This window comes from Streptomyces sp. NPDC058674 (genome assembly GCF_042716505.1).
Lineage (GTDB): Bacteria > Actinomycetota > Actinomycetes > Streptomycetales > Streptomycetaceae > Streptomyces.
Map to the genome: position 1 here is coordinate 67,996 of NZ_JBHXSC010000018.1, position 25,586 is coordinate 93,581.

Below are 25,586 nucleotides of genomic sequence, written 5' to 3' on the forward strand. Positions count from 1 at the left end.
GCTACCGGGCGGCCCCCGTGACCAGCCAACGGCCGGAACGGGCGCGGAGCTGGAGGGTGACCATGCGGACCAGCATCATCAGCGTCATGGCCCACCAGAGGGCCGTCAGGCCGCCGCCCAGGGCGGGGACGAGTAGGGCGACCGGGACGAAGACGGCCAGGGTCAGCAGCATCGCCCGCGCGAGGTACCGGCCGTCACCCGCGCCCATCAGCACCCCGTCGAGCACGAAGACGATGCCGGAGACCGGCTGGGACACGGCCACCACCAGCAGGGCGGGCAGCAGCGCGTCCTCCACCACCGGGTCGCTGGTGAACAGCGGGATGAACACGGGGCGGGCCAGGACCACCAGCAGGCCGAGGACGAACCCCGAGGCGATGCCCCACTGCACCATGCGGCGGCAGACGGCCTTGGCCCCGGCGGTGTCGCCCGCCCCCAGGTAGCGGCCGATGATGGCCTGCCCGGCGATCGCGATGGCGTCCAGGGCGAAGGCGAGCAGGCTCCACAGGGCGAGCAGGATCTGGTGCGCCGCGATGTCGGCGTCACCGAGCCGGGCGGCCACGGCGGTCGCGGTCATCAGGATGGCCCGCAGGGACAGGGTGCGGACCAGGAGGGGCGCGCCGGCCTGGGCGCAGGCCCGGATGCCTGCGGCATCGGGCCGCAGCGAGGCGCCGTGGCGCCGGGCGCCTCGTACGACGACCACGAGGTACACCGCGGCCATGGCGCACTGGGCCACGACCGTGCCCCATGCGGAGCCGGCGATGCCCAGGCCCGCCCCGTAGACCAGGGCCACGTTCAGGGCGCCGTTGAGGGCGAAGCCCCCTACGGCCACGTAGAGGGGCGTGCGGGTGTCCTGGAGGCCGCGCAGGACACCAGTGGCGGCCAGCACCACGAGCATGGCGGGAATGCCGAGGGCGGAGATGCGCAGATAGGTGATGGCGTGGGGGGCGACGGTGTCGGAGGCGCCGAAGACGGAGACCAGCCAGGGCGCCGCGGGCAGGACGACGGCGATCACGCCGGCCCCGAGCAGGAGGGCGAGCCAGATGCCGTCCATGCCCTGCCGGATGGCGGCCGCCAGGTCGCCCGCTCCCACGCGCCGGGAGACGGCCGCGGTGGTCGCGTAGGCGAGGAAGACGAAGACGCTCACGGCGGTGGTGAGGAGGGCGGCGGCGATGCCGAGGCCGGCCAGTTGGGGTGTGCCGAGGTGCCCCACGACGGCGCTGTCCACCATCACGAAGAGGGGCTCGGCGACGAGGGCGCCGAAGGCGGGTACGGCGAGGGCGAAGATCTCCCGGTCGTGTCGTCTCGGCGCGGCCTTCGGCGCCGCGGGGGCCTGTGTCATGCGCTCAATCTAATCTTCCACAGGTAATGGATGCAAGGGACTTTGAGTCCTTACTAGGGCGCTGGCTTGGGCGTTCTCCCCACCCCGTTGGAGGCCATCGTGAGGCGGCTTCGAATATATTTCTCGCGCGCGGGTGCCGGACGGAGAAAGTGCAGGTCAGTAGGGGTGGCGGGGTGGGGCGGGTGATTTTGTCCACAGTGTCGTCCCCCGGTCCGTGCACAGCTTCCGGGGAGTTACCCACAGCATTGGCGCCGTCGTCCACATCTCATCCACACAGCCTGTGGATAACAAGATTGGCTGACGCCGCTCCCGGCCCTACCGTGGTGCGTTGCCCGACTCGCTGAGAGCGCGGTTCGGGTGCCCCATTTGTCAGAGCCGTGTCGTAGAAAGAGTGCCACGGCGAGGTCCGCGTTGCGGACGGGAGGAGGCGGCCCGGTGAGCATGCCCGAGCCCATGGACGACCCTTGGGCCGACAGCGGTCCGGGGGATCGTCTGCCCCCCCGTCCGCGCCGCAACGGCGAGGGCCGCGGCCGCGGGGACGACCAGCGGGACCGGGGCCGCGAGGGCGGCTCCTGGGACGACGGCGGCGGCGGCGGCAGTGGCGGCGGCGGCTTCGAGCGGGTCCCCCCGCAGGACCTGGATGCCGAGCAGTCCGTACTCGGCGGCATGCTGCTGTCCAAGGACGCGATCGCCGACGTCGTCGAGGTGATCAAGGGCCACGACTTCTACCGCCCCTCGCACGAGACGATCTACCAGGCCATCCTCGACCTCTACGCCAAGGGCGAGCCTGCCGACCCGATCACGGTCGGCGCGGAGCTGACCCGGCGCGGCGAGATCAGCAAGGTGGGCGGGGCCTCGTACCTGCACACGCTGGTGCAGTCCGTGCCCACCGCGGCGAACGCCGAGTACTACGCCGAGATCGTCCACGAGAGAGCTGTCCTGCGCCGCCTGGTCGCGGCCGGCACGAAGATCACGCAGATGGGCTACGCGGCCGACGGCGACGTCGACGAGATCGTCAACAGCGCCCAGGCCGAGATCTACGCCGTCACCGAGCAGCGGACCTCCGAGGACTACCTGCCGCTGGGCGACATCATGGAGGGCGCCCTCGACGAGATCGAGGCCATCGGCTCGCGCAGCGGCCAGATGTCGGGCGTCCCGACCGGATTCACCGACCTGGACTCGCTCACCAACGGCCTGCACCCGGGCCAGATGATCGTCATCGCCGCGCGTCCCGCCATGGGAAAGTCCACCCTCGCGCTCGACTTCGCGCGGGCCTGCTCCATCAAGAGCAACCTGCCGAGCGTCATCTTCTCCCTCGAAATGGGCCGCAACGAGATCGCGATGCGCCTGCTGTCGGCGGAGGCCCGTGTCGCTCTCCACCACATGCGCTCGGGAACGATGACGGACGACGACTGGACCCGGCTCGCCCGCCGGATGCCGGACGTCTCGGCCGCCCCGCTGTACATCGACGACTCCCCCAACCTGTCGATGATGGAGATCCGGGCGAAGTGCCGTCGGCTCAAGCAGCGCAGCGACCTCTCGCTCGTGGTCATCGACTACCTCCAGCTGATGCAGTCGGGCGGCTCGCGCCGCCCCGAGAGCCGCCAGCAGGAGGTCTCGGACATGTCCCGAAACCTCAAGCTGCTGGCGAAGGAGCTCGAAGTCCCCGTGATCGCGCTCTCCCAGCTGAACCGTGGTCCCGAGCAGCGCACCGACAAGAAGCCGATGGTCTCCGACCTGCGTGAGTCCGGCTCGATCGAGCAGGACGCGGACATGGTCATCCTGCTGCACCGCGAGGACGCGTACGAGAAGGAGTCCCCCCGCGCGGGTGAGGCCGACCTGATCGTGGCCAAGCACCGAAACGGCCCCACCGCGACGATCACCGTGGCCTTCCAGGGCCACTATTCACGGTTCGTGGACATGGCCAACACGTAGCATCCGATCATGGACGAGCTCTCTGCAGACCTGGACCTCCTTCCGGCCACCCGGCGGGCGCTGAACCACCGGATCGCCGTCGCGCAGAGCGCGGGGCGGGCGCCGTCCGTGGTGGCGGCGGTGGCGCGCGGCGGGGCCGTCGTGTGGGAGGGGTCCCGTACTTCCGTCGCCGGGCACGGACCGGACGGGAACGTCCAGTACCGGATCGGGTCCATCAGCAAGACGTTCACGGCCGTCCTCGTGATGCGGCTGCGCGACGAGGGGCTGCTGGACCTCGCCGATCCGCTCGAGAAGCACCTGCCCGGGACGGGTGTGGGGGAGGTGACCATCGCCCAGCTGCTGTCCCACACCGCGGGGTTGGGCGCGGAGACGCCCGGCGAGTGGTGGGAGCGCACCCCCGGATCCCGCAGGCCCGAGCTGGCCGACGTGCTGGGCGGGGAGCCGTTGCGACACGAACCCGGGCGCAGGCACCACTACTCCAACCCGGGCTACACGCTGCTCGGTTCGCTCGTCGAGGCGCTGCGCGGGCGGCCGTGGGAGGAGTCGCTCAGGGTCGAGGTGCTGGAGCCGCTCGGGCTGGACCGGACCTCGGGGTCGCCGCGGGCTCCCCACGCCGGCGGCTGGGCGGTCCACCCGTGGGCGGACGTGATGATGCCGGAGCCTCTGGAGGACCTGGGGCTGATGGCTCCGGCCGGTCAGCTCTGGTCCACCACGAGGGACCTGGCGCGGTTCGCCGGTTTCCTGCTGCGCGGTGACCAGCGGGTGCTGAGCGAGCGGACGGTACGGGAGATGCGCGCACCGGCCTCGCCCCCCGACCCCGCCGTCGCGGGGTCCGGGTACGGGCTGGGCCTGCAGCTGTCCTCCGACGGCGCCCGCCGGCTCGCGGGGCACACCGGGTCGCTGCCGGGCTTCCTCGCGGCGCTCTGGGTGAGCGAGGCGGACGACGTGGCGGCCGTGGTCCTGGCGAACTGCACGTCGGGCCTGCCGCCGGCGGCGGTGGCCGCCGACCTGGTGGCGATCGTGGCGGATGCGGAGCCGGTGTTCCCCGAGCCGTGGCGGCCCTTCCGGGAGGCCGACCCGGTGGCGCTGGAGCTGTGCGGGCCCTGGTACTGGGGCACGTCGGCCCATGTGGTGCGGCTGACGGCCGATGGATCACTGGAGCTGGGTCCGGTGGCGGCGACCGGGCGCGCGGCGCGCTTCCGGGCGGAACCGGACGGCACCTGGACGGGTCTGTCCGGCTACTACGCGGGGGAGACGCTGCGTGCGGTGCGCCGAGCGGACGGCTCGGTCGGCCACCTCGACCTCGCGTCCTTCGTCTTCACGCGGGAGCCGTACGACGCGCAGGCCCCGGTGCCCGGCGGGGTGGACCCGCAGGGCTGGCGCGGCATCGGCTGAGCCCAGTTCCCGAGGGGCTCCGGGCTCCGGGCCGACGGCCGCCGTCAGGAGACGAGTTCACGCTCCAGGGGCGTGCGAAAGCGCGGGGTGACCCGGACTCCGCCCAGCCAGTCGGCGAGACGGGAGGCTTCGGCGGTGACGGCAGCCTCGGCCTCCCGGCCGGGACTGCCCAGCAGCCGCCAGACGATCTCGCCGCCGGCCCGCTGTGCCCAACCGCCGACGATCTCGCCGTTCCACCAGACCGTGGGCCCGATGTTGCCCGCGCGGTCGAAGAGGGCGGGCCGGTGGGCGGGGTCGAGGTGGAAGGCCCGGTCGGCCCATCCCATCCCGCTGGGGTCCAGACCCGGCAGCAGGGCGGCCCACGGTTCGGGCGCCGGCTCGGGTCCGGTGTCGCCGGGGCTCACCAGGGCGGTGCCGCCGTCGTCGAGGCGTACGTGGTCGGGGCCGACGGCCGCGAGCGCCGTGCGGACGTCGGTGAGGCTCCAGCCCGTCCACCACTTCAGGTCCGCCTCGGTGGCCGGACCGTAGGCCCGGAGCCAGCGCCGGGCGATCTCGGCACGGGCCTGCGCGGCGGCTACGGCGGGCCAGGGCTCGGTGTGGACCCAGCGGTACCGGCTGGAGGTCCACGACCCGAGGGGCCGGTCACGCCGGATCCGGCCGTCGGCGGCCAGCAGGCGGATGACCCGGGTGGCGACGCCGGTCTGCGCCTCGGACCTGGTGCCGCGGCCGAGGGTGATCTTCTGGCGCAGGGCCGGGACGGCGGCCGACAGCTGGATGCCCGTGGAGGGGCCGCAGGTGTCGAGGGCGTCCAGCGCGGCGCTCTCCGCCGCCGCCAGCCAGGTGGCGTCGAGTCCGCGGCCGTCCTTGTCGAGGTGCTTGAGGAGGGCGCGCCGCTCCTTGGCGGCGATGGCGCGGGCGGTGGAGGCATCGACGTAGGGGGCGAGTTCGGCGGAGACCGCGAAGAGCGTGTTGCGCATGCTGAGGAGCCGGACCAGGCCGATGTCCTCGTAGAGTGCCCGCTCGACCGCTTCGGGTCCCCCCTCGGCCAGCCGGGCGCGGGCGGAGAGGAAGACGGTCGCGGCGTCCGTGGCGTGCAGGCCGACCACGGCGTCCGCCGCCTGGGGCACGGTGGCGGCGCGGGCCGAAGGCGCCAGCCGGTGTCGCCGGCCGAGGCGGTGGCGACGCTCGGCGGTACTGATGAGGGGAAGGCGCGGGCTCATCTTCCCGATCGTAGGCCGGACCGCGCCACGGCGGCCCGGCCTGCCGGTCCGGCGTCCTCAGAGGGTGAGCTTGAACCCCACGTGGGAAGCGGTGAAACCGAGCCGCTCGTAGAAGCGGTGGGCGTCGGTCCGGCTCGCGTCCGAGGTCAGCTGGACGAGCGCGCAGCCCTCGGCCCGGGACTGCTCGATCGCCCATTCGACGAACCGGGTGCCCAGGCCGCTGCCGCGCTCGTCGGCGTGCACGCGGACACCTTCGATGAGGGAACGGGTGGCCCCCTTGCGGGAGAGCCCCCGGACGATGGTGAGCTGGAGCGTGCCCACGACGCGGTCCGCGCGGACGGCGACGACCACGTGCTGGTTCGGATCCTTGGCGAGGTGCTTGAGGGCGGTGGCGTACGGGGTGAGGTCGTCCGGCGACTCGCGCGCGGCCCCGAGCGGGTCGTCGGCGAGCAGGGCGACGACGGCGGGCAGGTCGGCCTCGGTGGCGGGGCGGATGGTGAGCTCGGACGCATCGGTCATGGCGGGTGTTCCTCTCTCAGCCGGCGGCGACGGTGAGCGGCGCCCAGCGGCGGGTCCAGTCGCCGGGCGGACCGGGGATGCCCCGGGTCATCACGGCGTTGAAGGCCACGGACTGCAGGCCGCGCTCCTTGAGCCAGTCGAGGAGTCCTTCGTGGCGTACGTCGACATCGGTGCGCAGCGGCCGGTCGGTGTCCGCGGCGAGCGCGGTGACCAGGGCCTGCGCGGTGCCGGCGTCCCGGGCGATCAGGGGGCCGATGACGTGGGTCTCCATGTTGGGCCAGGCCGCGGCGTAGCCGGTGAGCGTGCCGTCGGCGTCCTCGGCCACGACCAGCCGGTCCGCGAAGGCGGGCAGCCGCGTGATCATGTGGGTGCGGTCGGTGCCGAAGGTCTCGGCGTCAAGGCGCAGGATGCGGGGGAGGTCCTCCGCGGTGGCCGGCCGGACCCGGGAGCCGTCCGAGGTGTCGGGGGCCTCCTCGCGCCGGAAGGTGCCGCGGAGCATTTCGGCGCGGCCCGTGGTGTCGAAGCCGAGTTCCTCGTAGAGGGGGCGCCCGTACGCAGTGGCGTGCAGGGTGAGGGGGACGCCTCGCAGGACGTCGTCGCAGAGGTGCCGCATCAGGTGACGGCCCAGGCCTTGGCGGGCGTAGCGGTCGGCGACGAGGACCATGCCGATGGCGGCGAGCTCGGGTTCGTCCGGGGTGAGGCCGTACCGGGTGACGACGCAGGCGGCGGCGAGCCCCTGTCCGTCCGGTGCGTCGATGCCGTAGCCGGTTCCGGCCGTCAGCAGCAGTCTCCACTTGTGTTCCTCGCGGGGCCAGCCGCGGTCCTCTGACAGGTCTGCGCAGCGGCGGAGGTCGCCCGCGGTCAGCGCTCGGATCGGAAGGTCGGTGAGATGCGGAGGAGTCACCGGCTCAGACTGGATCATCAACCGCCGGCCGTCCAGAGGGTTTGTGCGCCGATGTTTCACGTGAAACGACGCCCTGATGTTTCACGTGAAACGGATCGACGTTTCACGTGAAACACGCTGCTTCGAGGGAGAGGGACGCACTAATCTCGGCGGTCATGGCCACCTTGCACCTCTTCGACCTCGACGGAACCCTGATGTACGGCTCGGCCGCGCCGGTCGAGATCTCCCGCCAGCTCGGTCTGAGCGCCGAGATCGCGAGCCTGGAGCGGGCGTTCGTCGCGCGCAAGGTCACCCCCCAGGAGTTCTCGGTGGCCGTTCACACCCTGTGGGCGGGGCTGACGCCCGCGCACGTCCGAGCCGCGTTCGACGGCTCTCCCTGGCTGGCTGGGATCAGGGACGTGTGGCGGGAGATCAGGGAGCGCGGCGACTACTGCGCGGTGATCTCGCTGTCGCCGTCCTTCTTCGTGGAGCTCCTGCTGGAGTGGGGGGCGCACGCCGCTCACGGCTCGGTCTTCCCGGAGGTGCCGTTCACCCGGCCCATGGAGGTCTCGGGCATCCTGACCCCCGAGGCCAAGGTCACGGTGGCGGACCGGTTGTGCGCGCAGTTCGGCGTGGGCCGGGGGGACTGCGTGGCCTACGGGGACTCGATCACCGATTCGGTGCTCTTCGAAGTGGTCCCGGTCTCGGTGGCGGTCAATGCCCGCCCCTATCTGGCGGAGCGGGCGACTCATGTCTACGAGGGCCGGGACCTGCGCGAGGCATACCAGCTCGTGGGGGTGGCACGCCCGGGAGTCGAGGCATCTTAAGGGGAAGGTGGGTTCGAAACGCGGAGTTTCCCCATTTCCCCGCAGGGTCCGAGGTCGGCTGGCACGCTGGGGAACCCGGAACCACGGATTCGCAGGCCGTGGCGTGTGCAGACCGACCGAGATGTTCGAAGCGAGGCACCGCATGGACGCTCCGCCCACCAGATCGGCCAGAGGGGGGACCGCCCGGATACCCTCCGGGGGAGGTACGGCCGAGCCCTCACCGGACGCCGTGCTCATCCGCCGTACCCTCGCGGAGATCGCACCCGTCGCCGACAGGGTGACCTCGTACTTCTACGCCCTGGTGTTCACCCGGCACCCCGAGGTGCGGACCATGTTCCCGGCCGCCATGGACACGCAGCGCGACCGGCTGCTGAAGGCGCTGCTGACCGCCGCCGAGCACATCGACGATCCGGACGTGCTCACCCCGTACCTGCGCAGGCTCGGGACCGGCCACCGCAAGTACGGCACCATGGCCGGCCACTATCCGGTGGTGGGCGAGGCCCTGATCGGAGCACTGGCCCGGTACGCGGAGGCGAGCTGGGGCCCCGAGACGGAGGCCGCCTGGGTACGGGCGTACACGACGATCTCCCAGATCATGATCGACGCGGCGGCGGAGGACGAGGTCAGGACGCCGGCCTGGTGGCACGCGGAGGTGGTCTCCCACGACCTGCGCACTCCGGACATCGCCGTGCTGACGGTCCGCCCCGACCAGCCGTACGCCTTCCTGGCCGGCCAGTACACGAGCCTGGAGACCCCGTGGTGGCCACGGGTGTGGCGGCACTACTCCTTCGCCTCGGCCCCGCGCTCAGACGGCCTGCTGTCCTTCCACGTCAAGGCCGTTCCCGCGGGCTGGGTCTCCAACGCGCTGGTGCGCCACGCCCGTCCGGGGGACGTGCTGCGGCTGGGGCCGCCGGCCGGGTCGATGGTGGTGGACCACACCACGGACAACGGGATGCTCTGCCTGGGCGGCGGGACCGGGATCGCGCCGATCAAGGCGCTCATCGAGGACGTGGCCGAGCACGGAGAGCGGCGCCCGGTGGAGGTCTTCTTCGGGGCGCGCAGTGACAACGATCTGTACGACAAGGACACGCTGCTGGGCCTCCAGCGCTCGCATCCCTGGCTCTCGGTGCGCCCGGTGGTCGGGGACGGGCTGGCCGGGCAACTGCCGCAGGCCGTCGGTGAACACGGGCCGTGGAGCTCGTACGACGCATTCGTGTCGGGGCCGGCCGCGATGATCCGCAGCGGGGTGGACGAGCTGAAGCGGATCGGGATTCCCGGGGAGCGGATCCGCTACGACGCCGTGGAGGAGCTGGCCGGCGTCGCCGGTTGAGACCGGCGGATCGTCCGCCGGTCCCGGCCGGTGTGGCGGGGTTCAGCCCAGGTCGGGGGCGTGCATGGCGCGTACCCCCTCGATGTTGCCGTCGAGGTAGTGCCGCAGGGACAGCGGGACGAGGTGGACGGCTGCGATCCCGACCCTGCTGAAGGGCACGCGGACGATCTCGTATTCGCCCTCGGGTTCGTCGATCTCCGGCCCGTGCCGCTGGCTCGGGTCCATCGATTCGAGGTGGCAGACGAAGAAGTGCTGCACTTTCACGCCCGTGACCCCGCCCTCGGAGATGTGCTCGACCGTGTCGACGAAGCAGGGCACCACATCGATGATCTTCGCGCCGAGTTCTTCGTGCACCTCCCGGTGAAGGGCGTCGACGACGGTGGCGTCCGAGGGTTCGACTCCCCCGCCGGGGGTGAGCCAGTAGGGGTCGAGCCCGGGCTTGGTGCGCTTGATGAGGATCAGGTCGTCACCGTCGAGCAGGATCGCGCGGGCGGTGCGTTTGACCACAGGGCGTTCGGTCATGGGAGAAGAGTGGCCCAGCGCTCCGCGTCTGAAACGCGCCACGGCCGGGAAAACGGGGGCTCACCAGCGCGCGGCGGCGTGCAGAAGGCCGTCGCGGGCCCGCGCGAGGTGGGCGAGGGCCAGATCGCCGGCCCGTACGACCAGGAACCAGGTCCGCAGCGGCGGCACCGCGGGCTCCGGCAGCGCCACGATCCGGCCGGAGTCGAGGGCGTCCTGGCAGAGGTACCGGGGCAGGACGGCGAGCCCCGCGCCGGCCCGTACGCATTCCAGTACGGCCCGCAGGTCGGGCGCGACCACGGTGGCCGCGGCGGGCCTGGAGTCGGGCCGGGTGTCGAAGACGGCTGTCCAGTAGCGGGTGACGAGCGGCAGGGTCTCGTGGACCTCGACGAGGGGGATGCCGTCGAGCGCCGCCGGGCCCTCCGCGCGCAGCCGCTCCGGGTCGACGAAGGCGGCCCAGTAGGGCGCCGCGACCAGGACGTGCTCCTCGTCGCACAGGGCCGTGGCGCTGAAGAGACCCCCGCGCGGACGGGCCGTGGTGACGACGAGGTCGTGATGGCCGGAGGCCAGCCCTTCGAGGGTCTCCTCGGCCCCCGCCAGGAAGGTGGTGCGCAGGGAGTGGCCCTGGATCACCAGCGGCGCGAGGGCCGGAAGCACGCGCAGGCTCAGGAACTCCGGCGGTCCGGCGACGTGGAGCGTGCGCAGCGCACCCGCGGTCCCCTGCTCGGCCTCGGTGATCCGCAGCAGGGCGTCGAGGTGGGGGGCGGCCTTGTGGGCGAGCTCGTCGCCGACCGCGGTGGGGGTGACGCCGCGGGCCCGGCGGTGGAACAGGGGCCGCCCCAGCTGCCGTTCGAGGGTACGGATCTGCGAGGTCACGGCGGGCTGTGACAGTCCCAGGAGCGCGGCGGCCCGGGTGAACGAGCCGGCTCGGTGGACGGCGACGAAGGTCCGCAGCAAGGCCAGGTCCACGGCGGCACCTCTCGGTGGGGGCCCACAAGTATAAATATGCCGATAGGGGCCTGTCGTTAGCGTGATTGGACTCTGACGCTCGGTCAATTAGCCTTGTGGCGTGGTTCCCCGCGCGCGGAACCCGGGCGGTCCGAGCCACGAGGGGGGAGGCTCGGACCGCCCTATCGCGGGCTCATCAGCCACCGCCGCCCGCGACTCCCAACGCCCGCAGCACATCGGCCACCAGGTCCTCGGTGTCCTCGGCCCCGGCGGAGAAGCGGATGAAACCCTCCGGCACGGCGTCGCCGCCCCACCGCCCCCGCCGCTCGGCGGTGGAACGCACCCCGCCGAAGCTGGTGGCGTCCTCGACCAGGTGCAGGGCCGCCATGAAGCGCTCCGCGTGCGCGCGGTCGGGGAGCGTGAAGGAGACAACCGACCCGAAGCCCCGCATCTGGCGGGCGGCCGTCTTGTGGGACGGGTCGGTGGCCAGGCCCGGGTAGCGCAGCCCCGTCACCTCGGCGCGGCCGGACAACGCCTCGGCGACGGCGAGCGCGTTCGCCCACTGGCGCTGCGCCCGCAGTTGGAGGGTGGCCAGGGAGCGGTGGGCCAGCCAGGCCTCCATGGGACCGGGGACGGCGCCGACGATCTTGCGCCACTGCCGGACGCGGGCGGCGAGCTCCGGATCACCGCACACGACGTATCCGAGGAGCAGGTCGCCGTGGCCGGTGAGGCCCTTGGTGCCGCTGGCGACGGAGAAGTCCGCACCGAGTTCGAGGGGCCGCTGCCCGAGCGGGGTGGCGAGGGTGTTGTCGACGGCGACCAGGGTCCCCCCGGCATGCGCCGCGTCCACCAGGCGCCGTACGTCGCAGACGTCGAGCCCCGGGTTGGAGGGGGTCTCGATCCACAGCAGCCTGGCTCCGTCGAGGACGTCGAGCTGGGCCTCCTCGCGGGTGGGGGCGGTGCGCACGCGGATCCCGTACGCCTCCAGTTGCCCGCGCAGCAGCGGGAGCGCCTGGTAGCCGTCGTCGGGCAGGACGACGGTGTCGCCGGTCTGCGCCTGGGAGAGCAGGACAGCGGAGACGGCCGCCATCCCGGAGGCGAAGACGATGGTGTGCACGTCCTGGCCGGGCGCCTCCAGCTCCCCGACGGCCTCTTCGAGCAGGGTCCAGGTGGGGTTGGTGTCGCGGCCGTAGGTGTACGGCCCCTCCACGTCGCCGGGGAGGTGGAAGTGCGCGGCGAAGACGGGGCCCGGCAGGGTCGGCTCGTTCTTGACGGGCGCGGGCAGCCCGGCCCGGACGGCCCGTGTGCCGTCCCCGACGTCCTGGCGCCGGGGGCTGTCTCGGTCGTGGTCGTTCACGCGGTGTGCTCCTTCAAGGCCTCGCGTACGGTGTCGAGTCAGTTCTTGTCGGGCAGGACCAGGTTCACGGCCCAGGAGACGACGGAGATGATCAGGCCGCCGAGTACCGCGGTCCAGAAGCCGTCGACATGGAAGCTGAGGTCGAACTGCTCGGCCAGCCATGACGTGAGCAGCAGCATCAGGGCGTTCACGACGAGGGTGAACAGGCCCAGGGTGAGGATGAAGAGCGGCAGTGAGAGCAGCTTCACCACGGGCTTGACGATGAAGTTCACCAGGCCGAAGACCAGTGCGACCAGGACGAGGGAGAGGGTGCGGCGGCCGAGGCTGCTGCCGTCGTCCAGGGTGATGCCGGCGAGCAGCCAGACCGCGACGGCCAGGGCAGCCGCGTTGGCGAGCGTCTTGACTACGAAATTCGTCATGTGTCTGATCGTGGCAGAGAAGATCCCGGCGGGACATCCGCAGATCAGCGGATGTGGCGGCGGGACCGAACACAAGGGGCACCAGGACGATGAAGGCCTTCCGGCTGGACGAGCTCGAAGCGGAGCGCGCCGCGAACGACGGCGCCTACCTGCAGTTCCTGCGCGAGCGGAACATGTCGGTCGGGCTGTACGCGCTCGACGCGGGTCAGGGCGACCCGCAGGCGCCGCACCGCCAGGACGAGGTGTACTTCGTGGTCAGCGGCCGGGCCTCGATCACGGTCGGGGAGGAGACCACGACCGTGGCCCGGGGCAGCGTCGTCTACGTCCCGGCCGGGGTCCCGCACAAGTTCCACCACATCACGGAGGACCTCCGGGTGATGGTGGTGTTCTCCCCGCCGGAGGGCTGAGCGGCCGACGGGACCGGGGGTCGCGCCCCCGGTCCCCCTAGGGGGCGGATCAGGGGACTCCGGGGGCTCGCGCGCCCCCGGCGGCGGCCCCGGACTCCTAGCATCGGGAGCAGGAAGCCAAGGACGAGGAAGAGGTCGAGGACATGGACGGGATCCGAGGGACATTCGCAGGCATGCCGTGGTGGGTCAAGTGGGTCGCCGTTCCGCTGCTGGCGCTGCTCGTCTTCGGCGGCGTGATCACCAGCATCCTCGGTGCGCTCATCGGGCTGGTCTTCAAGCTGCTCCTGTTCGTCGCCCTCGTCGCGGGCCTGGTCTTCGTGGTGAAGAAGATCGGCGGCGACCGCTCGAAGGCCTCCTCCGGGGAGTGGTAGGCAGGCGGGCCGGAGCGGTTCCGGGATTGAGCCAGGCGAGGGAACGCGAGGCCCGAAACCGCTCGGGTCCCGGGAATCGGTGGATAGAGTGGCCATCGGTGCCGTCCCTCCCTGGGCGCCGGAAGCCGATGACACCGCTCTGAACCGGTGGCTTCGAGCAGCAACCGAGCACGACCCCAGGAGCCACGGCATACGCGGGGGCGGCCCCCGCAGGGCGGGCTTCCCCGAAGGCCCGCCGCCACGCCTGGGGGTGAGCATTGTCTGCGGTTCACAACGCCGGTGTGCCGACTCTCATCGCTTCGGTGCAGCGGGCGCTGAGACTGCTCGAAGCCGTGGGATCGCACAGCGGGGGAGCCCCGGCGAAACAGCTGGCGCGCGAGGCCGGACTCCCGCTGCCCACGGCGTACCACCTGCTGCGCACCCTGACGCACGAGGGCTATCTGCGCCGCGAGAGCGGGGTCTTCGTACTCGGCGACGCGGCTGTCCGGCTGGCCGGCGGCGGACTCCAGCAGAAACGTCGCAGCATGATCCTCGACTCCCTCGCGCACTTTCGCGACGCGGTCGGGGCGCCCGTCTACTTCGCGGTCTACCGCGAGGGTGAGATCGAGGTCGTCGGCGTCTCGGACACCCCGGACAGCCAGGCCTGCGAGGAATGGGCCGACTTCCGCGAGACCGCTCACGCGCACGCCGTCGGGCAGTGCCTGCTCGGCCAGTTGGACGAGAAGACGCGCAAGGACCACTACGACCGCCATCCGGTCGGCCCCATCACCCCCTACACCGTGCGGGACCTGCGCTCGCTGGAGCAGCGCTTCGGGGCGCCGGAGCGGCTGCAGGCGGTGACTGAGCGTCAGGAGTATGCGCTGGGAACGGTGTGTGCGGCCATTCCGATCCCAGCCGGAGAGACGCCTGCAACCGTGGCCATTTCCCTCCCCCTGAGCGAAGAGGGTCGGTTGCTGTCCGCAGTTGAGCAACTGCGGAGAGAAGTAGGCGCGCGGTTGAGCACCCTCATGTTCTCTATCAGTATCTGAAAACTCACTCCTTGTGATCTGCTAGCGCTTCCACCACTCTTGTCAAGAGGCCCTGGGGGACCATTCCTGGCCACTTCCACTACAGCGGGGTAGTCAATGCGCGAGTCGGTACAGGCAGAGGTCATGATGAGCTTCCTCGTTTCCGAGGAGCTCTCGTTCCGTATCCCGGTTGAACTCCGGTACGACGCTCGGGATCCCTACGCAGTGCGACTTACCTTCCACCTTCCCGGAGACGCGCCCGTGACGTGGGCGTTCGGACGGGAACTGCTCCTCGACGGCATCAACAAGGCGTGCGGCGACGGCGATGTGCACATCGCTCCCACCGACCCCGAAGAGCTGTCCGACGTCCACATCCGCCTCCAGGTCGGCGGCGACAGAGCTCTGTTCCGTGCCAGCGCGGCGCCGCTCGTCGCCTTCCTGGACCGCACCGACCGGCTCGTTCCGCTCGGTCAGGAGCGGAGCCTGGGCGACTTCGAGGAGCACCTCGACGAGGCGCTCGGCAAGATCCTCGCCGAATCGCGGCAGAACGAGCCGAACACCGGCTGAGCGGCGCCGGCCCGCCCCGCTCCTCCGGGCCGGATTCAGCGCTTGCGCCGCCGACCACGGCCGCTGCGGGCCGGCCCGGCGGCCGCCCCCGCGGCCGGCGGGCCCGGCCGGTCGGCCGAGACGACCAGTGCCGCGAGCGCCGTCGTCACCGGGACCGAGGCCACGAGCCCGATCGATCCCACGAGCGTGCGCACGATCTCTGCCGCCACCAGCTCGCTGTTGGCCACCGATCCCATGCTGCTGTTCGCGATCGAGAACAGCAGCAGGAGGGGCAGTGCGGCGCCCGCGTACGCCAGTACCAGGGTGTTGACCACCGATGCGATGTGGTCCCGGCCGATCCGGATGGCTGCGCGGTAGAGGGCGCGGGATCCCATCGACGGATCGGCCTGGCGGAGTTCCCAGACGGCGGACGTCTGGGTGACCGTGACGTCGTCCAGCACGCCCAGCGAGCCGATGATCACGCCTGCGAGCAGCAGACCACTCATGTCGATGTCGGGGTACAGCCCGTGGATCAGTCCGGTGTTGTCATCGGTGTTGCCGCTGAGGAAGGCCCAGTCGATGAACAGCGAACCCAGCAGGCCGATCAGCAGCAGGGAGACCAGGGTCCCGAGGACGGCGACCGAGGTGCGCGCGGTCAGGCCGTGGCACATGTAGAGCCCGATGAGCATGATCGCACTCGCCCCGACGACGGCGACGACCAGCGGATTCGATCCCTGGAGGATGGCGGGGAGGATGAAGAGGGTCAGCACGCCGAAGCTGATGACGAGTGCGATCAGCGCGAAGAGCCCGCGCATCCGCCCGACGAGGACCACGGCCAGGGCGAAGATGCCGGCCAGCAGGGCCATCGGGAACTTGCGGTTCACGTCGATCACCGAGTACTGGAGGTCGCGCGGGGCATCGGGCGCGTAGGCGACCACCACCTCCTGTCCGTCCTCCAACTGCCGCGGCGCGCCCGGTTGGACGATCTCCACGAAGGTCCGCCCCTTGTCCGGGCCGGTGCCGACCTCGACGGTGGCCTTCTTGCACTCGTCCGTCTGCGCGGACTGCGCCTCCCGGCCCTCGGGGGTCGAGGTGTCGCCCGTGGGCGGCACCTGCGAGGCGTTCACGGACTTGCAGTCGACGAGCGCCAGCGAGACGACCACGCCCTGCTGGGTCTGGCGGTCGAAGCCGACCCCCGTGCGCTCGTGGGACGGCGCGCCGCCGGGCCAGAGCACCACCAGTCCGACGAGGACGGCGGTGGCGAAGGGGATCAGCACAGCGGCGATGACCTTGCGCAGGTGCTTGGAGACGGGGGCCGCGGGGCCGTGGCCGTGGCTGTGGGAATGGCCTGAGGAAGGCCCGTGGCCCGGGTGGGCGTGGCCGGCGTGGCCGTGGTCGTCGGTGGAATCGGTGGGGGGCTGCGGCGAGGACGTCACTGGCAGATCATCGCAAGAGATGAGGGGGCCCACTGTTCAGCACGCCCTGGATGACGCTAGCGTGGGGGCACCTTTGCACAACGCGGGAGCTCGGAGCACCGGGCTGAGAGGACGCTGATCACCGTACGCGCACGATCCGTGCGCACGGGAAGAGGCTGCGTCGACCGCCGAACCTGTTACCGGGTAATGCCGGCGTAGGGAGATCAGGTCTCATGACCATTCAGGACGCACGCACGCCTGCCGTCAGCCAGGACGCCGACGGCCGGACCGAGCGCCAGCCAGGCTGGCACAAGGGGTATGTGGCGGGCTCCCGCCCCGACCTCCGGGTGCCGGTTCGCCAGGTCCACCTCACCAACGGCAAGGACGTGACGCTGTACGACACGTCCGGTCCGTACACCGACCCCGGAATCGAGACGGACGTCCGCCGGGGGCTCGCGCCGCTGCGCGAGAACTGGATCATCGGACGCGGGGACACCGAGGAGTACGCGGGACGCCCCGCGCGCCCCGAGGACGACGGCATCAAGCACACCTTGCCGCGCGGGGGGCTGAAGAACCTCGACGCGGTCTTCCCGGGCCGTCCCCGCCAGCCCCGCCGCGGCCGCGGCGGCGCCGCCGTCACGCAGCTCGCATATGCCCGCCGGGGCGAGATCACCCCGGAGATGGAGTACGTCGCGATCCGCGAGAACGTCTCCCCCGAGGTGGTCCGCGAGGAGATCGCCGCAGGTCGCGCCGTGCTGCCGGCCAATGTGAACCACCCGGAGATCGAGCCGATGATCATCGGCAAGCGGTTCCTGGTGAAGGTCAACGCCAACATCGGCAACTCCGCCGTCACCTCCTCCATCGAGGAGGAGGTCGACAAGATGACCTGGGCGACCAAGTGGGGCGCCGACACGGTCATGGACCTCTCGACGGGCCGCAACATCCACACGACGCGCGAGTGGGTGCTGCGCAACTCCCCCGTCCCGATCGGCACCGTGCCGCTCTACCAGGCCCTGGAGAAGGTCGACGGCCGCGCCGAGGACCTGACCTGGGAGATCTACAAGGACACGGTCATCGAGCAGGCCGAGCAGGGCGTCGACTACATGACCGTCCATGCCGGCGTCCTGCTGCCGTACGTGCCGCTGACCGCCCGCCGCAAGACGGGAATCGTCTCCCGCGGCGGATCGATCATGGCCGCGTGGTGCCTGGCGCACCACAAGGAGAACTTCCTCTACACGAACTTCGAGGAGCTCTGCGACATTCTGGCGACGTACGACGTGACGTACTCACTGGGTGACGGCCTGCGGCCGGGCTCCATCGCGGACGCCAACGACGCGGCCCAGTTCGCCGAGCTGAAGACGCTGGGCGAGCTGAACACCATTGCCAAGCGGCACAACGTCCAGACGATGATCGAGGGCCCGGGCCACGTCCCGATGCACAAGATCAAGGAGAACATCGACCTCCAGCAGGAGATCTGCGAGGAGGCGCCGTTCTACACGCTCGGCCCGCTGACCACGGACGTGGCCCCGGCCTACGACCACATCACCTCGGGCATCGGCGCCGCGATGATCGCCTGGTGGGGCACCGCGATGCTCTGCTACGTCACGCCCAAGGAGCACCTGGGCCTGCCCAACCGCGACGACGTGAAGACCGGCGTCATCACGTACAAGATCGCCGCGCACGCGGCGGACCTGGCCAAGGGGCACCCCGGAGCCCAGGAGTGGGACGACGCCCTGTCGGACGCCCGCTTCGAGTTCCGGTGGGAGGACCAGTTCAACCTGGCCCTCGACCCGGACACGGCGCGTGAGTTCCACGACGAGACCCTCCCCGCCGAGCCGGCCAAGACCGCGCACTTCTGCTCCATGTGCGGTCCGAAGTTCTGCTCGATGAAGATCTCGCACGACATCCGCCGCGAGCACGGAGGGGACCTCAAGGCGGAGGAGATCCAGGCGGGCATGGCGGAGAAGTCCGCCGAGTTCGCGGCCGCGGGCAACCGCGTGTACCTGCCGCTCGCCGACTGACGTGTCCGCGGGGCGGCCCGCCCCCTGCGCGCGATGTTTCACGTGAAACAGCCGGTACGGGGAACGGCGCGGGGCGCAGGCGGGCGGGTCAGTCCGAGCCGTGCTCCGGGCCGCCGAAGTCCGGGCTGGTGAAGTCCGGGGACGCGTAGCCGGGCCGGGGGCCCTCCGACGGGGTCCCCGGGCTGGTGAAGTCGGGTGCGGTGTAGCCGAGGCTGGGAATCCGGCCGCCGCGTCCGCGCGGGGACCGGAAGCCCGGCCCGGCACTCGGGTCCGCCAGGGCGTCCCGCAGGAACGGCATGATGCCGCGTTCCAGCAGGGCGTTGCGCCACGCCTCACGGGCCCGGGCGACCTCGTCGGGTACGGCCTCGGTCTCGTCGGCCACCACCTCGGTGGCGCTGTTGCGTACGGCCGTCACCAGCAGTCCGACCACGGCGCACAGCAGGCCCGCCACGGTGAGCGCGCCGAAGAGCCAGCCGGCCGTCAGCATGGTCTCGGCGAAGGCCGGTTCCGGCTCGATCATCTTCAGGCTGTAGCCCACCAGCAGGAAGATCAGCATGGCGGTGCCCGCCAGTACCGGGGCGAGGACCGCGACCACGGCCCCGGCTCCGGCGCCGTCACCCTGTCCGTCGTTCTCCTCGGCGGCCGAGCCCGGCGTGGACAGCAGTTCGTCGCGCCGCTCCCCACGGACCTTCACGTAGTGGTCGTACTCGGCCGCGGCCGCGCCCGTGAGCAGCGCACTGGCCCCCATGGCCATGGTGCGCAGCTGTTCGGCGTTCAGCCGCTCGCCGAGGGCGGCGAGCTCCGGCCGGTCGGGCGCGGTGCGCAGCGCCTCGTCGAGGAGCCGATCGAACTCCGGCCGGTCTTCGGTCAGCAGGTGCGGAGCGCTGGTCATGTGCATCCCCCGATGCTCCGTAGAAGCCGGTATGCCCGCGTAGACCCGGGCGCCGGCACAAACGGAGGAGAGCCCGCTACGGATAGAGCGATGGTAGAGCGCCCACGCCACCGGTTGACAGGGGCTTTCCGGAAATACCCCGCTGGGAGAAGCGTCAGTCGTTCAAAGGAAGTTGTACGACCAGCAGTTTGCCGGCCATCGTCACCCCGCCGTCCATGGCGATGGCGAGCCCTTCCGCGTACACGTGCGGGCCGTCCACCGCCTCGGGTCCGTGGGCCGCGTCGCCGTCCTCCGTGCCCACTTCGCCGAGCAGGTAGGGGATGGGGCTGTGGCCGTGCACGACGCGACTGCCGCCGTAGGTGCCCAGGAGTTCGCGCACGGCCTGGGGGCCGGTGTCCTCGTCGCGGAAGGCGAACCGCTTGGTGAACTTGCGGAAGAGGTCCCAGGTGACGTCGGCGTCGTTGCGGTTGAGCAGCTCGTGGATGGTGTCGTTGACGTCCTCGACGGAGTCGCCGTAGTCCAGGTAGGCGGTGGTGTCCGAATGCAGCAGCAGGTGGTCCTCCTCCAGCACGGCGGCGTCCAGGCGCGACATCCACTGCAGGTGGACGTCCTGGAGCCGCTCCATGTCGGTGCGCTGGCCGCCGTTCAGGAGCCAGGCGGCCTGGAAGGTGGCGGTGCCGGCGCCGGAGGCGACGGGCGTGTCGCCGAACCGCTTGGCACCGATGAGCAGCAGCTCGTGATTGCCCATGAGGGCCTTGCAGTAGCCGCCGGCGGCGGCGGCCTCCGCGGAGAGCCGCATGACCAGGTCGATGACTCCGATGCCGTCGGGGCCGCGGTCGGTGAAGTCGCCGAGGAACCAGAGCCGGGCATTGCCGGCGGACCAGCGGCACTCCGTGTCGATCAGGCCCTGGGCGTGGAGTTCGGTGACGAGCTCGTCCAGGTAGCCGTGCACGTCGCCGACCACGTAGAGCGGCCCGGGGCCCCCGGGGGCGGTTTCCTGCGGGACGTACTGGACCTGGACGGTGTCGCCCGGCCCGCCGATCGCGCCGCGCCCGATGACGGGCAGGTCCCGCTGTGTGGGGGTGTAGCCCTCGGGGTCCTCGTCCTCGGATTCCGTGCTCATCGTGCGCACGGGCACCGCACTCCCGCCGTAGTACGCCGGGTACTCGCCGTACACGGGTGCTTCGCCCGCGAACCCCTGGGACGCGGGGTACGGAACGGGCTCGACGACCGGAACCCGGAAGTCCCGCAGCGTGTCCGTCCGCATTGCGGGTCCCTGACCGGCCCCCTGAGTCATCGACCCCTCCACCACCGTCGCGCTGCCGTACACCTGCGGACCCTTCTGACCTCCGGAGAGGAGGGTCCGTGATGTCGTGCGCCCATCATAGGAATGCGGCTCGCGCTCTGTGACGCACCAGGGGTGGTGAATCCTTTGCGGAGCCGATCCTTCCTGCCCTTTTCTCCCGAAATCGGTGGTGCTGAAATATTCGGAGGGGTCTGTGGTCGCGTCGGTGGAGTGGTGTGGCTGTCAGTCCTGCGCCGGCGAGCGGGGCGGGCTGACGGTGGTGCGGGGCTGCCTGCGCTGCGACGAGGTACGGATGATGAGTTCGGTCGGGACGACCTGTTCGACGGGGCGGCCGGTGTCGACCCCCTCGATCGCGTCGATCAGCAACTGCACGACGGCGGTGCCGATACGGCGCGGTTTGAGGGAGAGGGTGGTGATCGGCGGTTCGGTGTTGGCGTACACGGTGGACTCGCTGCAGCACACGAGCAGCAGGTCCTCGGGGACGCGCAGGCCGTAGCGGCGGGCGGCGGCGAGCAGGTCGGTTCCGTTGGGGTCGAAGAGCCCGTAGACGGCGTCGGGCCGGTCGGGGCGGGCGAGGAGCCGGTCGGCGGCGACGGCACCCGCACACGGGTCGTGGGCGGGGTAGGACTCGTACACGGGGTCTTGGCCGACGCGCTCGCACCAGTTCAGGTAGGCGGTGGTGGAGAGCCGGGTGTAGGTGTCGGTGGTGGTGCCGGTCAGGAGCCCGATGCGGCGGGCGCCCGCGTCGGCGAGGTGGTCGAGGAGGTTGAGCACGGCCGCCTCGTGGTCGTTGTCGACCCACGCGGTGACGGGGAGGGTTCCGGCCGGCCGGCCGTCGGAGACCACCGGCAGGCCTTGGCGGACCAGCTCGCTGACGACGGGATCGTGGTCCGAGGGATCGACGACGACGGTGCCGTCGAGGGCGACGTTGGACCACACGTCGTGTCGGGAGGTGGCGGGGAGGATGACGAGGGCGTAGCCGCGGGCCAGGGCGGCCGATGTCGCGGCCCTGGCCATCTCTGCGAAGTAGGCGAATTCGGTGAAGGTGAAAGGTTCATCCCCGTACGTGGTCACGGTCAGGCCGATCAGGCCCGACTTTCCGGTACGGAGGGTGCGGGCGGCGGCGGACGGGCGGTAGCCCAGACGGTCGGCGACCTCGCGAACGTGGCGGCGGGTGGCGTCCGGCAGCCGCCCCTTGCCATTGAGCGCGTCGGAGACGGTCGTGATGGAGACGCCCGCCGCGGCGGCCACGTCCCTGATGCCGGCCCGGCCCTGTCGGCCGGCGGCCCGCCGGGTGGTCTCGGTCCGGCTCACCTGATGCTTCCCTGCTGCTGTCATGGCGAGCCGATAGTAGGGCTCGGTGGGGTGGGCGGTCCGGGTGCATATGCACGCGTTGACAGGCACGATTCTGCATGGTTCGCCACCCCCAATGACCTTGGAAATCAAGACATTTGAGTACTCCAAGCGATCAGTACGCTTGTCGGTAGGACCGGGCATGCCAAAACGGGGTGGCCTCGCGCCGGTCTCAACTCACCTGCACGAGGGATGCGCGCCACGGCGCAGGCCACCGGCGCGCGCATATATGCGCGCGCTCCCCCGCAATCCAGGCGCCCCCATTCTCGGGAGCGCGGAATCCTCATAAGGTGAGCAGTATTGAGTCGGCGGCGACGTCGTACGGGACGGTCGAGGAGGACCTGCGGTGAGCGAGAAGAGCCCGAAGCTGCGCGCCGAGCTGGACGGCATTCCGGTGTACAAGCCCGGCAGGCCGGCCGCGGCCGGCGGGCACGTCGCGTACAAGCTGTCGTCGAACGAGAACCCGTACCCGCCGCTGCCGGGCGTGCTGGAGAGCACCGTCGCGGCGGCCGGGAGCTTCAACCGCTACCCCGACATGGCCTGCACCGGGCTCGTGAACGAGATCGCCGAGCGCTTCGGGGTGCCGGTCGAGCACGTCGCCACCGGCACCGGGTCGGTGGGAGTGGCCCAGTCCCTGATCCAGTCGACGGCGGGCCCGGGGGACGAGGTCATGTACGCCTGGCGCTCCTTCGAGGCGTACCCGATCATCACGCAGATCTCGGGCGCGACCTCCGTGAAGGTCCCGCTGACCGAGGGGGACGTGCACGACCTCGACGCGATGGCGGCCGCGATCACCGACCGGACCCGGCTGATCTTCGTCTGCAACCCGAACAACCCGACGGGCACGGCGGTGCGCCGCGCCGAGCTGGAGCGGTTCCTGGACCGGGTCCCGTCGGACGTCCTGGTGGTGCTGGACGAGGCCTACCGCGAATTCGTGCGTGACACGGACGTCCCGGACGGCATCGAGCTGTACCGCGACCGCCCGAACGTCGCCGTGCTGCGCACGTTCTCCAAGGCGTACGGGTTGGCCGGTCTGCGCGTCGGCTTCGCCGTGGCGCACGAGCCGGTGGCCGCGGCGCTGCGCAAGACGGCGGTCCCCTTCGGCGTCAGCCAGCTCGCCCAGGACGCGGCGGTGGCTTCGCTGCGCGCCGAGGACGAGCTGATGGGCCGCGTGGGGGCGCTGGTGTGCGAGCGGAACCGGGTGCACGAGACGCTGCTGGCGCAGGGCTGGGCGGTGCCGGACACGCAGGCGAACTTCGTGTGGATGCGGCTGGGGGAGCGGACCGCCGAGTTCGCGGCGGCCTGCGAGAAGGCCGGTGTGGTGGTCCGGCCCTTTGCGGGTGAGGGCCTGCGGGTCACGATCGGTGAGACCGAGGCGAACGACCTCTTCCTGCACACGGCAGGGGCGTTCATCAAGGAGCTGTAGGCCTGGCCCGTCCGCGGGCGCGCAGGGGCAGTGGCGGGCGGGTCCGGGGGCCCGGGCCGGCCGGGCGCCGGCGGGACGTCCCTCAGGCCCGTTCCACGCGGACGGGATCGCCGTCGCGGACGGTGGAGAGGAGGCGGGGGTCGCCGTCGAACGAGCCGAGCACGTTGCACGGGCTCGCCAGGCGGCTCTCGCCTGCGCGTGAGATGGGCGTGGGGCCGTAGGGGAGCGCGAGGGCGTCGCCCTCGGTCCAGAACGCCACCGTGCCGGGCTCGACGACCTGGCGGGCGTCGGGCTCCAGGGCCGTGGAGACGCCGGTGTCGAAGTAGACCTCCTCGCCCCAGGTGTTGGCGGAGGCGGAGATCGGAAGCGCCTCGGCCAGCGCCTTGGCGGTCGGGGTGTCGTACAGGGTCGCGGTCAGCTGGCCCGCCGGCCAGGAGATTCGTATCTGCATGAGCCGCATTCAACAATCTGTTGAAGAAATTGGCTAGAGGTACCCCCCCGTGGAAGATCCGGAAGCCAGTACGACATAATGCTTGTGAATGTGAACGCGTTCACAAGCGTGTCCTACTTCCTCCCTAGATGAGTGGGGCACACCAGGCAAAACTGCCGCTGTCCCCCACGGTCCGAAGGAGACGACGACGTGGACCTAGCTTTGGCGCCGGAGACCTTGGCGCGATGGCAGTTCGGTATCACCACCGTCTATCACTTCCTCTTCGTGCCCCTGACGATCTCGCTCGCCGCCCTCACGGCCGGCCTGCAGACCGCATGGGTGCGATCCGAGAACGAGAAGTACCTCAGAGCCACGAAGTTCTGGGGCAAGCTCTTCCTGATCAATATCGCGATGGGTGTCGTCACCGGCATCGTCCAGGAGTTCCAGTTCGGCATGAACTGGTCCGACTACTCGCGGTTCGTCGGTGACGTCTTCGGGGCCCCGCTGGCCTTCGAGGCGCTGATCGCCTTCTTCTTCGAGTCGACCTTCATCGGTCTGTGGATCTTCGGCTGGGACAAGCTGCCGAAGAAGATCCACCTCGCCTGCATCTGGATGGTGTCGATCGGCACCATCCTGTCCGCCTACTTCATCCTGGCGGCCAATTCCTGGATGCAGCACCCGGTCGGGTACCGCATCAACGAGGAGCGGGGCCGGGCGGAGCTCACCGACTTCTGGCTCGTGCTCACCCAGAACACCGCCCTCACGCAGTTCTTCCACACGATCACGGCCGCGTTCCTCGTCGGCGGCGCCTTCATGACCGGCATCGCCGCCTTCCACCTGGCGCGCAAGAGGCACATCCCCGTGATGCGCAGCTCGCTGCGGCTGGGCCTGGTCGTCATGATCATCGCCGGTATGGGCACCGCCGTCAGCGGTGACCTGCTCGGCAAGGTCATGTACAAGCAGCAGCCGATGAAGATGGCCGCGGCCGAGGCCCTGTGGGACGGCGAGGCGCCCGCGCCGTTCTCCGTCTTCGCGTACGGCGATGTCGACAAGGGCCACAACAAGGTCGCCATCGAGATCCCCGGCCTGCTGTCGTTCCTGGCCAACGACGACTTCACCTCCTTCGTCCCCGGCATCAACGACGTCAACAAGGCCGCGCAGGAGCAGTTCGGACCCGGCGACTACCGGCCCAACATCCCCGTCGCCTACTGGGGCTTCCGCTGGATGATCGGCTTCGGCATGGCCTCCCTGGCCGTCGGATCCCTGGGGCTGTGGCTGACCCGCAAGAGGTTCATGCTGCCCCCGGGGCTGCGCACCGGTGAGGAGGAGGTCCCGCACCTGGTCCTCTTCCGGAAGGCGCTGAGCCCCAGGCTCACGAACGTGTACTGGGTCATTGCGCTCTGGACGATGGGCTTCCCGCTCATTGCCAACTCCTGGGGCTGGATCTTCACCGAGATGGGCCGCCAGCCCTGGGTGGTCTACGGAGTCCTGCGCACCAGGGACGCCGTTTCCCCGAACGTCTCCCAGGGTGAGGTCCTCACCTCGATGATCGGCTTCACGCTCCTGTACGCCGTGCTCGCGGTCATCGAGGTCAAGCTGCTGGTCAAGTACGTCAAGGCCGGTCCTCCCGAGCTCACCGAGGCCGACCTCAACCCGCCCACCAAGATCGGCGGGGACGACAAGAACCCCGACCGGCCGATGGCCTTCTCGTACTGAGGCTG

At 70.8% G+C, this 25,586-nt stretch carries 24 protein-coding genes and 1 riboswitch; of the genes, 11 read left to right on the forward strand and 13 right to left on the reverse strand.

From position 1 onward, the window contains the following. Position 1: 1 nt before the first annotated feature. Complete coding sequence (locus ACFWU6_RS12440; protein WP_383980739.1) at positions 2-1,339, reverse strand: MATE family efflux transporter; 1,338 nt, start codon at positions 1,337-1,339, stop codon at positions 2-4. A gap of 441 nt (positions 1,340-1,780) precedes the next feature. Here ACFWU6_RS12440 and dnaB point away from each other — a divergent pair, with 441 nt between their 5' ends. Both dnaB and ACFWU6_RS12450 read left to right on the forward strand, forming a co-directional pair. Further along, a complete protein-coding gene (dnaB, locus tag ACFWU6_RS12445; protein WP_383800821.1) occupies positions 1,781-3,274 on the forward strand; it encodes a replicative DNA helicase in 1,494 nt (497 codons plus the stop codon). Between the two features lie 9 nt (positions 3,275-3,283). After that, complete coding sequence (locus ACFWU6_RS12450) at positions 3,284-4,669, forward strand: serine hydrolase domain-containing protein (RefSeq protein ID WP_383980741.1); 1,386 nt, start codon at positions 3,284-3,286, stop codon at positions 4,667-4,669. A gap of 44 nt (positions 4,670-4,713) precedes the next feature. Here the strand turns inward: ACFWU6_RS12450 and ACFWU6_RS12455 are convergent, their stop codons facing one another. Genes ACFWU6_RS12455 through ACFWU6_RS12465 form a run of 3 tightly spaced genes read right to left on the reverse strand, consistent with a single transcriptional unit; the run spans position 4,714 to position 7,312 of the window. After that, positions 4,714-5,889 carry a winged helix DNA-binding domain-containing protein gene (locus ACFWU6_RS12455; protein WP_383980743.1) on the reverse strand — a complete coding sequence of 392 codons (1,176 nt, stop codon included), beginning with the start codon at positions 5,887-5,889 and terminating at the stop codon, positions 4,714-4,716. Positions 5,890-5,946: 57 nt separating this feature from the next. Continuing rightward, the gene (locus tag ACFWU6_RS12460; RefSeq protein WP_383980745.1) at positions 5,947-6,408 is read right to left on the reverse strand and encodes a GNAT family N-acetyltransferase; all 462 of its coding nucleotides are present in this window, start codon (positions 6,406-6,408) and stop codon (positions 5,947-5,949) included. Between the two features lie 16 nt (positions 6,409-6,424). Beyond that, a complete protein-coding gene (locus ACFWU6_RS12465) occupies positions 6,425-7,312 on the reverse strand; it encodes a GNAT family N-acetyltransferase (RefSeq protein WP_383980747.1) in 888 nt (295 codons plus the stop codon). A gap of 155 nt (positions 7,313-7,467) precedes the next feature. On the opposite strand from ACFWU6_RS12465, the gene ACFWU6_RS12470 reads away from it, so the two are divergent. Further along, positions 7,468-8,118 (forward strand): HAD family hydrolase, encoded by a 651-nt coding sequence (locus tag ACFWU6_RS12470; RefSeq protein WP_383980749.1) that lies wholly within the window; start codon positions 7,468-7,470, stop codon positions 8,116-8,118. Positions 8,119-8,347: 229 nt separating this feature from the next. Further along, a complete protein-coding gene (locus tag ACFWU6_RS12475) occupies positions 8,348-9,448 on the forward strand; it encodes a globin domain-containing protein (protein ID WP_383980751.1) in 1,101 nt (366 codons plus the stop codon). A 42-nt stretch (positions 9,449-9,490) separates the two neighbouring features. Here ACFWU6_RS12475 and ACFWU6_RS12480 read toward each other — a convergent pair whose 3' ends face one another. The 4 genes from ACFWU6_RS12480 to ACFWU6_RS12495 all read right to left on the reverse strand — a co-directional run bounded on the left by ACFWU6_RS12480 (position 9,491) and on the right by ACFWU6_RS12495 (position 12,691). After that, on the reverse strand, positions 9,491-9,970 hold the full coding sequence (locus tag ACFWU6_RS12480; RefSeq protein ID WP_383980753.1) for an NUDIX domain-containing protein: 480 nt from the start codon (positions 9,968-9,970) through the stop codon (positions 9,491-9,493). A gap of 60 nt (positions 9,971-10,030) precedes the next feature. Further along, positions 10,031-10,936, reverse strand: coding sequence for a LysR family transcriptional regulator (locus ACFWU6_RS12485; protein ID WP_383980755.1), 906 nt, complete (start codon positions 10,934-10,936; stop codon positions 10,031-10,033). A gap of 175 nt (positions 10,937-11,111) precedes the next feature. After that, entirely contained in the window at positions 11,112-12,272 is a 1,161-nt protein-coding gene (locus ACFWU6_RS12490) for a cystathionine gamma-lyase (protein WP_383980757.1), read from the reverse strand. A gap of 38 nt (positions 12,273-12,310) precedes the next feature. After that, the gene (locus ACFWU6_RS12495; RefSeq protein WP_383980758.1) at positions 12,311-12,691 is read right to left on the reverse strand and encodes a phage holin family protein; all 381 of its coding nucleotides are present in this window, start codon (positions 12,689-12,691) and stop codon (positions 12,311-12,313) included. A gap of 89 nt (positions 12,692-12,780) precedes the next feature. Between ACFWU6_RS12495 and ACFWU6_RS12500 the strand changes: the two genes are divergently transcribed. From ACFWU6_RS12500 to ACFWU6_RS12515, 4 genes are all read left to right on the forward strand, one after another. Further along, entirely contained in the window at positions 12,781-13,098 is a 318-nt protein-coding gene (locus tag ACFWU6_RS12500) for a cupin domain-containing protein (protein ID WP_150518853.1), read from the forward strand. 143 nt (positions 13,099-13,241) lie between these two features. Beyond that, positions 13,242-13,469: a DUF5326 family protein gene (locus tag ACFWU6_RS12505; protein WP_383800676.1), complete on the forward strand. Its 228-nt coding sequence runs from the start codon at positions 13,242-13,244 to the stop codon at positions 13,467-13,469. 257 nt (positions 13,470-13,726) lie between these two features. Next, positions 13,727-14,497: an IclR family transcriptional regulator gene (locus tag ACFWU6_RS12510; RefSeq protein WP_383980761.1), complete on the forward strand. Its 771-nt coding sequence runs from the start codon at positions 13,727-13,729 to the stop codon at positions 14,495-14,497. Positions 14,498-14,593: 96 nt separating this feature from the next. Continuing rightward, a complete protein-coding gene (locus ACFWU6_RS12515) occupies positions 14,594-15,043 on the forward strand; it encodes an SsgA family sporulation/cell division regulator (RefSeq protein WP_383800670.1) in 450 nt (149 codons plus the stop codon). A gap of 35 nt (positions 15,044-15,078) precedes the next feature. On the opposite strand, the gene ACFWU6_RS12520 is transcribed toward ACFWU6_RS12515, so the two are convergent. Next, complete coding sequence (locus tag ACFWU6_RS12520; RefSeq protein WP_383800668.1) at positions 15,079-16,458, reverse strand: YibE/F family protein; 1,380 nt, start codon at positions 16,456-16,458, stop codon at positions 15,079-15,081. A 72-nt stretch (positions 16,459-16,530) separates the two neighbouring features. Next, positions 16,531-16,676: riboswitch (TPP riboswitch) on the forward strand. Between ACFWU6_RS12520 and thiC the strand changes: the two genes are divergently transcribed. Next, positions 16,671-18,458, forward strand: coding sequence for a phosphomethylpyrimidine synthase ThiC (gene thiC / locus ACFWU6_RS12525; protein WP_383980763.1), 1,788 nt, complete (start codon positions 16,671-16,673; stop codon positions 18,456-18,458). It overlaps the preceding riboswitch by 6 nt. An 88-nt stretch (positions 18,459-18,546) precedes the next feature. Here thiC and ACFWU6_RS12530 read toward each other — a convergent pair whose 3' ends face one another. The 3 genes from ACFWU6_RS12530 to ACFWU6_RS12540 all read right to left on the reverse strand — a co-directional run bounded on the left by ACFWU6_RS12530 (position 18,547) and on the right by ACFWU6_RS12540 (position 21,994). Beyond that, entirely contained in the window at positions 18,547-19,356 is an 810-nt protein-coding gene (locus ACFWU6_RS12530) for a hypothetical protein (RefSeq protein WP_383980765.1), read from the reverse strand. Positions 19,357-19,504: 148 nt separating this feature from the next. After that, entirely contained in the window at positions 19,505-20,662 is a 1,158-nt protein-coding gene (locus ACFWU6_RS12535) for a metallophosphoesterase (RefSeq protein WP_383980779.1), read from the reverse strand. A gap of 216 nt (positions 20,663-20,878) precedes the next feature. Continuing rightward, positions 20,879-21,994, reverse strand: a complete 1,116-nt coding sequence (locus ACFWU6_RS12540) for a LacI family DNA-binding transcriptional regulator (RefSeq protein ID WP_383800659.1) — start codon at positions 21,992-21,994, stop codon at positions 20,879-20,881. Positions 21,995-22,355: 361 nt separating this feature from the next. Here ACFWU6_RS12540 and hisC point away from each other — a divergent pair, with 361 nt between their 5' ends. Beyond that, positions 22,356-23,435, forward strand: coding sequence for a histidinol-phosphate transaminase (gene hisC / locus ACFWU6_RS12545; RefSeq protein ID WP_383800657.1), 1,080 nt, complete (start codon positions 22,356-22,358; stop codon positions 23,433-23,435). 82 nt (positions 23,436-23,517) lie between these two features. On the opposite strand, the gene ACFWU6_RS12550 is transcribed toward hisC, so the two are convergent. Beyond that, positions 23,518-23,886, reverse strand: a complete 369-nt coding sequence (locus tag ACFWU6_RS12550) for a cyclophilin-like fold protein (protein ID WP_383980767.1) — start codon at positions 23,884-23,886, stop codon at positions 23,518-23,520. A gap of 189 nt (positions 23,887-24,075) precedes the next feature. Here ACFWU6_RS12550 and ACFWU6_RS12555 point away from each other — a divergent pair, with 189 nt between their 5' ends. After that, complete coding sequence (locus ACFWU6_RS12555; protein WP_383980769.1) at positions 24,076-25,581, forward strand: cytochrome ubiquinol oxidase subunit I; 1,506 nt, start codon at positions 24,076-24,078, stop codon at positions 25,579-25,581. Positions 25,582-25,586 lie beyond the last annotated feature (5 nt).